We start from the raw sequence: 1,610 nt of genomic DNA, 5'->3' as shown, positions 1-1,610 counted from the left end.
GACCACCGCGTCCGTCTCCAGCGTCAGCGAGTCCCCGTCGAGCACGGCCCGGTAGGCCGGCCGCCACAGGGCGCAGGAGGTGAGATGGGTCAGCCGCAGCCGCGCCCGGCAGGGCCGCGCGGCCCGCACGGTCAGCTCGACATGGCCGACCAGTTCGGCCGGCCCCTCCTCGGCGAGGGCGAGAACCCGCCGGGCCTCCGCCAGTTCACCGGCCAGGTCCGCCAACCGGGCCTCGGCGGCGCGCAGTTCCTCGCCGTACCGGTCGCGCTCGGCGTCGACGCGGTCCAGTTCGCGGGTCCAGCGGGCCTCGTCCGCGTCGTCCGTGTCCCCGTGCCCGGCGTCCTCGGCGATGTCCCGCAGCAGATCGACGGCGAGCCGGCCGAGCATGTCGACGCGGACGTCCAGCCGGTCGCGCGCGTGGCCGAGCGCGACCTGTTCCTCCTCCAGGGCGCGGACGCGGGCGCGCGGGGCGGAGTCGTCCGCGGACGGCACGGGCGGGCGCGGCGTCCAGGTGCGGACGATCCGTGCGTCGAGGACGGACGCCCCTTGCCCGCCGAGGAGTTCGGCGTGCAGGGTGCGGTCGACGGCGAGGGCGCCGATCGGGCCGAGGCGCAGCCGCCGGACGCCGGACGCGAGGTCGAGTTCCGCGGTCCGCTCGATGTGCGCGCGGTCCTCCAGGCAGGTGACCGCCGTGACGGGCAGGGGGATCGGCCGGGTGCCGGTGGGCATCGTGTCAGCTCCTGCGGTTTCCGCCGACGAGGGACTTGGCCGCGGGGACGCGGATGTCGTAGCCGCCGTCGAGGGAGGCTTCGCCGCCCGCGGGCAGGTCCACCCGCCAGACACGGGTGCCCGGGACGTGCCGGTCGGGGCCGCCGTCCTCCCCGGGGGCGGTCCAGTCGGCCCGCTCCTCGACGCGCACCTCCGGCTCGGAGGTCACCGGGACCCGCTCGCGCACCTCGACGGTGACGGGCCGGGGGAGCCGGTTGGCCAGCTCGACCCGCACCCGGTGGGCCAGCACGGTGGTGGTGTTGCGCAGACCCGACGTCGACTCGCGCAGCTCGGTGCGGCGGGTGACCCGGATGCCCTCGGCGGGCCCGAGCCCCATCCGGCGGACGCCGCCGGGCGCGAGCGTCGGCAGGGCGGCGGTCGTCAGGAACGCCTCCTCGCCCGTGACCTCCACGGGTCCCGCGAGCAGGGCCCGGTCGGTCGCGTTGGACAGGACGAGCGTGGCGTGGACCGTCTGCTCCACGGAGGGCACGCACACGTACTCGGTGCGCAGGCCGACCGGGATGTCGGTCACGGTGACGGTGTGCCAGGTGCCGTCGGAGGGGATGTCGGCACGGGCCGCGGCGTCGTAGCGGTGGTCGAAGGAACCGGCCGACTCGCGGGGCCGCACGGCGTGTCCGGGCAGCGGCAGCGCGGACACCGTCTCGGCGCGGCGCCGGTGCTCGTCCGCGCCGGGGTCGTGGGGCGCGCCGGGGAGGAGCCTGCCGCGGCGGTCCGCCGGTTCGTCGGCGCCGCACAGCACGAGAGCGGGGTAGTCGAGTTCCGCGCCGCTCGGCTGCGGCGGCCCGGCGGGCACCGGCGGTGCCGCGGGCGGCGGGAAGGCC

At 77.5% G+C, this 1,610-nt stretch carries 2 protein-coding genes; both read right to left on the bottom strand.

Annotation, left to right across the window (positions count from 1 at the left end):
- On the bottom strand, positions 1–729 hold a 729-nt coding region (locus tag SZN_RS37025; RefSeq protein WP_007506489.1), incomplete at its 3' end, for a DUF4140 domain-containing protein.
- A 4-nt stretch (positions 730–733) separates the two neighbouring features.
- The coding region (locus tag SZN_RS37020) for a DUF4139 domain-containing protein (RefSeq protein ID WP_007506488.1) at positions 734–1,610 on the bottom strand (877 nt) is incomplete at its 5' end.

This window comes from Streptomyces zinciresistens K42, from assembly GCF_000225525.1.
Lineage (GTDB): Bacteria > Actinomycetota > Actinomycetes > Streptomycetales > Streptomycetaceae > Streptomyces > Streptomyces zinciresistens.
Note: the sequence above shows the minus strand (reverse complement) of the source record. Positions and strands in the feature narration are given on the sequence as shown.